At 74.5% G+C, this 7,167-nt stretch carries 5 protein-coding genes; 1 reads left to right on the top strand and 4 read right to left on the bottom strand.

The window, feature by feature from the left end:
• Nucleotides 1-69: 69 nt before the first annotated feature.
• Both PT931_RS35670 and PT931_RS35665 read right to left on the bottom strand, forming a co-directional pair.
• Nucleotides 70-1,467: a CBM96 family carbohydrate-binding protein gene (locus tag PT931_RS35670; RefSeq protein ID WP_456250141.1), complete on the bottom strand. Its 1,398-nt coding sequence runs from the start codon at nt 1,465-1,467 to the stop codon at nt 70-72.
• Between the two features lie 159 nt (nt 1,468-1,626).
• Nucleotides 1,627-2,193, bottom strand: coding sequence for a GNAT family N-acetyltransferase (locus tag PT931_RS35665; protein ID WP_456250140.1), 567 nt, complete (start codon nt 2,191-2,193; stop codon nt 1,627-1,629).
• Nucleotides 2,194-2,472: 279 nt separating this feature from the next.
• Here PT931_RS35665 and PT931_RS35660 point away from each other — a divergent pair, with 279 nt between their 5' ends.
• A complete protein-coding gene (locus PT931_RS35660) occupies nt 2,473-3,228 on the top strand; it encodes a hypothetical protein (protein ID WP_456250139.1) in 756 nt (251 codons plus the stop codon).
• A 556-nt stretch (nt 3,229-3,784) separates the two neighbouring features.
• Here PT931_RS35660 and PT931_RS35655 read toward each other — a convergent pair.
• Both PT931_RS35655 and PT931_RS35650 read right to left on the bottom strand, forming a co-directional pair.
• The gene (locus PT931_RS35655) at nt 3,785-4,309 is read right to left on the bottom strand and encodes a hypothetical protein (protein WP_456250138.1); all 525 of its coding nucleotides are present in this window, start codon (nt 4,307-4,309) and stop codon (nt 3,785-3,787) included.
• The coding region (locus tag PT931_RS35650) for a CHAT domain-containing protein (protein ID WP_456250137.1) at nt 4,310-7,167 on the bottom strand (2,858 nt) is incomplete at its 5' end.

Raw genomic sequence — 7,167 nt, 5'->3', positions numbered from 1 at the left:
GGGGGGCCCCGCGCCCGGGGGCCGCTGGGGGGGGGGCCGCGCCCGGCGTACCGGGCGCGGCCGTGGACCTCAGTGGCAGTTGGTCGTGCCGCTGTCGGTGTAGGACTTGCCGGCGACCGGCACGAACTCCCAGGTGTAGCTGTTGGCGTGCAGCGTGAACTTCAGGACGCCCGCGGTGCCGGTGTTGCGGGCCTCGCTGTTCGGCTGGATCGTGCCGAAGCTGTACGCGCCGGCCCCGCCCATGCCGGCGACGAAGTGCCGGGCGCCCCGGGCGGTGTCCAGCGCGCCGTTCGCGTTCATCGGCGCGAACCGCTCGTACTGGTGGTTGTGGCCGGTGACGACGACGTCGGCGTTGAAGTCGTACAGCGCCTGGGCCAGGGGCCGGACGGCGGTGGTGGGCGCGTGGTTGGAGCCCGACGTGTACAGCGGCTTGTGCCAGTACGCGAGGGTGCAGGGCTTGGAGCTGGCGGCCAGGTCGGCGCGCAGCCACTGCTCCTGCGCGGAGCCCGCCGAGGTGCTCACCTCCGAGTTCAGCGACACGATGTGCCAGTTGCCCAGGTCGTAGGAGTAGTAGCCCTGGCCGGACGGGCCGGCCACCGCGCCGAAGTAGTCGTAGTACCCGCTGGCGCCGGAGGTGTTGTAGTCGTGGTTGCCGGGCGCCGGCTTCGTGCGGGCCTTGTGCCGGCCCCAGGTCGGGTCGTAGTAGGTGCTGAACTCCGACGCGGTGCCGTTGGTGTAGACGTTGTCCCCGGCGGTGAACACCGTGCCGGGGATGCCGTCGAGCAGGTTGGCCGTGGCCGTGTCGCCGGAGCCGGAGTCGGCGATGTCACCGGCGCCGACCAGCACCGGGTCGCCCGGCTGGCCGGTCGGGGTGGGGGAGGGCGTCGGGGTCGTACCCGTCGTGACCACCAGCTGCGGGGCGGTGCCGCCGCTCTCCCGCGAGTCGTAGTCCGCGCCGTCGCTGCTGCTGGACGTGACCCCGATGCTGAACGTGCCGTTGCCCGCGACGTACGAGGTCACGTCGACCTCGTACCACGCGTTGCGCGCCACCGAGCCGAGCGAACCCAGCGTCGCGCCGTCGATGGCCGGCTGGTTGCTCCACGTGACGGCCGTCTCCGACCAGGTGGTGGCGCTCATGGCCTTGAACGTGCCGCCGTTGGGGGACTGCGAACCCGACACGTCGTCGGTGTGCACCCGCAGCCTGGCGCTGGTCACCGGCGAGGTCAGGCCCGTGACGGTGAACTTCAGGAACGCCCGCTTGACCGGCGAGTTGTCCACGCCGAGCTGGCCGGCGGTGCCGTAGTTGGTGCTGGTGGCGCCGTTGTCGACGTAGGTGTCGGCGACGGGGGTGAAGGTGGCGGTGGCCGCGGAGGCGGCCGTGGCCCCGCCGAGCACCGCGAACGCGGTGACGGTGGCGGTGACGACGGCCGCGCAGGCCGCCGCGACCGTGACCTTGCGTGAGGACATCAGTGGAGCCCTTCCGATCAGGGGGAGGAAACCGGGATTTCGAACCTACTGACGCCGACACACGGCCACGGGAAGGAATTCATGTCACTGGATGACCAAGGCGTGAACACGGAGTGTTGTCCACGGTGGACCGGGGCGCACGCCCCGTCGGGCCCCGGGTCAGGCGACCGGCGGGTCCGAACGGAGCCGGGCGTGCAGGTGCTCGTCGTGCAGCAGGCCGTCCGCGTACCGGTACGACGCCCGGGTCACGCCCTCCAGCGCGAACCCGGACTTCTCGGCCACCCGGCACGACGCCGCGTTCCCCGTCGAGTGCAGCAACCCGATCCGGACCAGGTCCAGCGCGCCGAATCCCCAGCCGCACACCGCGGTCACGGCGGCCGCCGCCACGCCCCGACCGCGGGCCCAGGGCGCGACCGTGTAGCCGACCTCCGCCGCCTGTTGCGCCCGGTCGATGTGGTGCAGCGCGACGATGCCCAGCAGCGTGCCGCCGGCCGCGTCGAGGATGACGAACGTGACGTGCCCGCCCCCGCTCCAGTCGGCCATCCGCTCGCACCAGTCGCGGGCCGCCGCCTCGTCGGGCAGCCCGCCGATCTGCCGGTTCCAGCGCAGGACCGCCGGGTCGTGGGCCATCGCGAACAGGTCGGCCGCCTCGTCGACGGACGGCGGACACAGTCGGTAACGGCCGGCGGGGAGCTCGACGGGATCGATCGGCGGGTTGGCGCTCATGGTCGCCATTCTGCCCGGAGTCGGCGACGACCAGCCGCGCGCCGACCACCCGGAGGCGCCGGACCGGTGGTCACGCAGCCCGGGGGCCCGGCGGTGTCGCCCTAGCCACCTGACCGTCCTCGCCTTGTCGGGTGAGTCGTGTGCCCGGCCCCGGGTTCCGTGGCGTGACGATGACCACTCGGGGCCGTAATCCGGACGACACGCGCCCCGGTCCTTGGCTACCGTCCGTGCACGGCGCGCGCTTCCCACCCCGGCGCGCCGTACACGGAGGGAACCGCTGTGAAGATCCGTACCACCCTGGTCGCCCTGACCCTGGCCGCCGCCGTACCGCTGGCCGCCGGCTGCGCGACCAAGGACACCCCCGCGTCCAAGGGCTCGACCCCGTCCGCCTCCGCCACGCCGGAGGTGTCGGCGAAGGACGCCCTGACCGCCAGCACCAGGAAGCTGGAGGGCCAGCCGCTGGCGTTCGGCATGGACACCACGCTGGCGGCCGGCCAGACGGTCGTCGGCACCGGCCAGGTCGACCCGGCGGGCAAGAAGGTCGCGATGGACACGACCGTCACCGTGTCGGGCCAGAAGGTCGCCACCAAGCTCATCATGATCGACAAGGACCTGTGGGTCCGGTTCGACGGCGTGCCGGCCCTGGGCGACAAGTGGCTGCACGTCAACCTCGACAAGCTCCCCGAGGCCAGCAGGACCCGCAAGCAGCTCGCCGACCCGGCCAACGCCAACGCCCTGCTGGGCGCGATCGCGACCGCCGAGCGGATGGACGCCGCGACCTACTACGGCACGGTCGACCTGAAGAAGCTCGGCGGGGTCTCCGGCCTCGACCAGCTCAAGATCGGCGATGTCACCACGACCGGCTTCACCGCCAAGCTCGACCCGCAGGGCCGGCTCACCAAGCTGACCGTGTCGCTGGGCACGGCCGGTGAGATCACCGCGACGTACACCGAGATCGGCAAGCCGGTCACGGTCACCGCGCCGCCGGCCGCCGACGTGGTCGAGGCCCCCGAGGCGGCGCTCGCCGCCCTGTAGTCCCGCACCGATGGACCGCCTCCGCGCGGATGGCCCGTGCCCGCGCGGGACGGCCTCCGCCCTGTGGTTCCCGCCCGTGGACGGCCCGCATCGTCGGGCCGTCCACGGGCGTTCTCGGGCACGGACGCGTCGGGTGGCGTGGCCACGAGCCGCGACCCGGCGCCCGTCCGCCGCCCGGGAGGGCCACCGCGTCGTGCCGCCCGAGCCGCGCGACGTGGCTGACCGGCCGTGATGTCGCGGTGAAGGCGATGTGAAGGCGGCGTGCGACAGGCTGTTCCTGCCGGCCGGACGCGGCCGACGGCACACGGGAACCCAGTCGCAAGGGGAAGGACCGTCGCCACTCCGGCGCAGGCCGCGATCTCGTGCGGCGGCTCGGTCGGCACCGACGTGGACGACCCGGGGTCCCTGTACGACGCCAAGGTCTGGTTCCGGCACACCTCGGGCCGGCCGACACGGTGACCGCGCCGCGGATGTCGGCGCGGCCACGCCGCGGCCCGCGGTCGCCGCTCTCCCGGTCGCGACCGGGCACCGGCGGCCGAGACGCCCCGCCGTACCCCTACGGCAGCTGGGTCGGCCCCCGGCCCAGGAAGTTCAGCACGGTCGTCAGCAGCGAGTTCGCACCCTTGCCGCCCCCGGCCTCCGCCTGGAAGGTGAACTCGCGGTCCTCGCCCTTCCGTGACCGCCGGATGGTCAGCTTCGGCCGCAGGACCGCCGCCGCGGCCGCGATGACCAGGATCTCGCCGGCGATGTCGGACAGCGGCAGGGTGCCGACCCGGCGGGCCCGTTCGGCGGCGGCCTCGACCACAGGGCCGTTCTCCGGGTACGCCTCCTCCAGCGCCCGCACCACCTCCAGCAGCGACGGCCGGTCGCCCGCCCCGGCCCCCGCCCCGGCCTCGACCCCGGCCACAGCCCCGGCCTGCACCCCGTAGTGTGCGGCCGCCTCGGTGAGGAACCGCAGGTCCTCCCGGACCCGCTCGTCGATCTCGTGTTCGGTGACCGCCGGTTCGTCGTCGTCGAAACGGGCCACGAGGTGCTGGAGGATCTGGCCGAGTTGCGAGTCGTCGAGGTCGTCGAGGGACATCTATGCTCCCGTCATCTTGAACGCCGCCCAATGGTAGAGGTGCCGCCACGGCCCGTCGGCCGCGTGGTACAGGTCGCGCTGGGCCTCCGTGAACGCCTGGGTCTTGGCCCGGCCCTCCGCCAGCCACGCGTCGTAGAACCGGGTCAGCAGGTGGGTCGAGGAGCGCAGGTCGGCGCTCCACATCGGAGCGAGCACGCTGCCGGCGCCGGCCAGGAGCGCGGAGCGGGCCGGGCCCCACAGTTCGTCGTTGGTGGCGGACACGGTGCGGCCGACGGAGCACGCCTGGAGGGTGAGGTGGGTGCCGTCGAGCCCGGCGTGGCCCAGCCGTTCGGCGGTGAGCAGGTCGTAGGCGTTCGGGCCGGTGCGGGGCGGGTCGGGGGCCGAGCCGGGGGACAGGACCAGCCCGGAGTCCCGGATCGCGCGGGCGGCCTTCGGGGAGGAGCCGTGCGCGAGGACGTGCACCAGGTCGGACCGGCCGGCCATCGACAACACCTCGTCGGGGGTGGCGTCGCGGCCGAACAGGGCGTCGACGCCGGGCACCGTACCCGTCAAGGTGTTCTGGATCTGCCCGTGGAACCGGCGGAAGTGCGGCTCCTCCGCCGGGGCCAGGGGATAGGTGGCCAGGGCGGCGGTCCGGGGCCGGGACCGCCCGTCGGCGCGGGCGAGCAGGGTGGCGGCCATGTCGAGGCCGGGCACGTAGCTCAGCGCCGGGTTGGCCCCGGAGTCCCACAGTTCCGGCAGCAGCAGCGCGTGCACCGGCACCCCGTGCCAGTCGCCGTGCGGGGCGACGAGCAGCAGGGGGCTGTCGCGCAGCAGCGGGACGAGCGGGCCGAGCAGCCGGCCCAGGGCCGTGAGGCGTTCCACGTAGCGCCCGGGCAGGTCGAACGGGGCCTCCGGGTCGATCGGCGGGTAGAGGCCCGACCCGGAGAAACCCGTCTGGAGGTACTCGACGGCGGCGCGCACCTCCGCGCGGCTGACCGGCAGGGACAGGAACAGCGACCGCTCCGGGGTCACGCAGGACACGAAGGTGAAGTCCCGCGCCCCGTAGAAGGAGATCAGCGCCGTGCCGTCGGGCAGCCCGGCGCGCAGGGCGGCGATCCGTTCGTCGCCGGACAGCTCGGCGAGGCGGCGCGCCGGGTCGCCCGTGACCTCCCGGGACGCGGGGACCTCCCGGCCGGCGAGTTCGGCGCGCATCCGGTCGCCCCAGTCGCCGAGCCGTTCGTCGAGCCCCGCCGGGCCCGGGTCGTGGTGGACGAGGCCCCGGCGCAGCCACCGGCTCCGGGCGAGTTCCAGCCGCCAGCGCAGGACCCGGGCGAGCAGCGCCAGGTGGGTGGCGCCCAGGGTGCCGGTGCCCTCCAGCAGCAGCCAGGCCCGGCACATCCGGGCGAGGGTGTCCAGGGCGGCGGTCCCGGCGTGCACGTCGCCCGGCAGCGGGGTGCGGCCGTCGCGGTCGTCGTAGCGGGACTGGAGCTCGTGCGCGTTCTCGGCGGTCAGGAACGCGTCCAGGTACTCGCCGCGCTGGAGCTGCCGGTCGGCGAGGAGGACGTCGTACACGATCCGGCGGTCGCCGCCCCAGGAGTGCGGCAGGTCCCCGGCGCCGGCCAGCGCCCCGTCGAGGGCCGCATGGAACCCCGGGTCGGCGGCGGCCAGCTCGCGCAGGGCGGCCAGGTGGAACAGGTACACGCTGAGGTGCAGTTGGGGGTGCCCGGGCAGGTCCGGGTGGCACAGCAGCGCGGCCAGGTCCCGTTCCGCCGCGACGTGCTCGCCGAGGAGGTCGCGCAGCCGCCACCGGTGCGCGGGGACGGCCAGCCGGGCCCAGCCGGTCTCCTCCGGCGGTACGTCGCGGATCAGGTCCTCGGCCGTGTCGAGGTGGCCCAGGGCCCGTCCGATCAGGTCCACGCTCGCGGGGTCGAGGGGCGCGTCCCCGGGTTCGTGGGTGACGAACAGGCTCACGCAGGTGGTGGCGTAGCTGAGGTGCAGGTTGCGGCGCAGCCACGGGTCGCCGGCCTCGCCCGGCACGTCCAGGGCCCGCTGGTAGTGGTCGAGGGCCACGTCGTACAGGCCCATGGCCTCCGAGGCGATCGCGGCCTGGCGGAGGTGGGCGCGTTCGGCGTCGGGCAGGCCGGCGGCCCGGGCCAGGTCGGCGCACGCGGTGGCGACCCACTCGGCCGCGTACGGGAAGCTGGCCTCCCGCAGGGCCGAGGCGAGTTCCAGCCCGTCGGCGACGGTCGGCTCCGCGTCGGCGGGGCCGGTCATCCGCAGGTGGAACGCGAACGCCTCGAACGCGCCGATCAGCCGCCCGTCGTCGCCGTCGGCGCGCAGCAGCGCCCGCGTGTCGCGCCGGTACTTCTCCGCGTACGCGGCCCGTTGCAGGTCCCACGTCTCCGCGTTCCGCTCGATCTCCCCGTCGTACGGCGGCCACGGCCCGTAGTCGTCCACGAGCGTGACCGGCTCGTCCGGGTCGCGGAGCACCCCGTAGCGGTGGCCGTGGTCGAGCGGGCGCTGCCAGACGTGCCGGAGCCCGGCGTGCTCGTACCACGTGGCGAAGCGCAACATCGCCTCGCCGTACTCCGACGTGGTCAACAGGGCGGGGTCGCGGGTCATCAGCTCCGGGCGGGACCGGCGGTGCGGGACCGGCACCGGCTCGTGGGCGAGCCAGCAGAACTCCTCCTCCTCGTCGGCGTCGGCCAGTTCGGCGTGGAACAGCAGCCGGGCCTCGTCGGCCGGCCATCCGGTCTCCTGGAGCGTGAGCACCGCGACCCGGCGCGGCCGGCCGGCGAAGTGCCCGGAGAGGACGAAGGAGCGGGCGGCGGTGCCGGGGACCCGGTACGGGCCCCGGCMCSMCACCGGGCGGCGGG

The sequence above is a fragment of the Longispora urticae genome (genome assembly GCF_053902585.1).
The sequence above is the reverse complement of the archived record's forward strand: the minus strand, read 5'-3'. Positions and strand labels throughout refer to the sequence as shown.

Excerpts from the sequence above, each read along its gene's own strand:
- PT931_RS35670 (WP_456250141.1), bottom strand. The coding sequence starts at position 1,467 with ATGTCCTCACGCAAGGTCACGGTCGCGGCGGCCTGCGCGGCCGTCGTC.
- PT931_RS35665 (WP_456250140.1), bottom strand. The coding sequence starts at position 2,193 with ATGAGCGCCAACCCGCCGATCGATCCCGTCGAGCTCCCCGCCGGCCGT.
- PT931_RS35655 (WP_456250138.1), bottom strand. The coding sequence starts at position 4,309 with ATGTCCCTCGACGACCTCGACGACTCGCAACTCGGCCAGATCCTCCAG.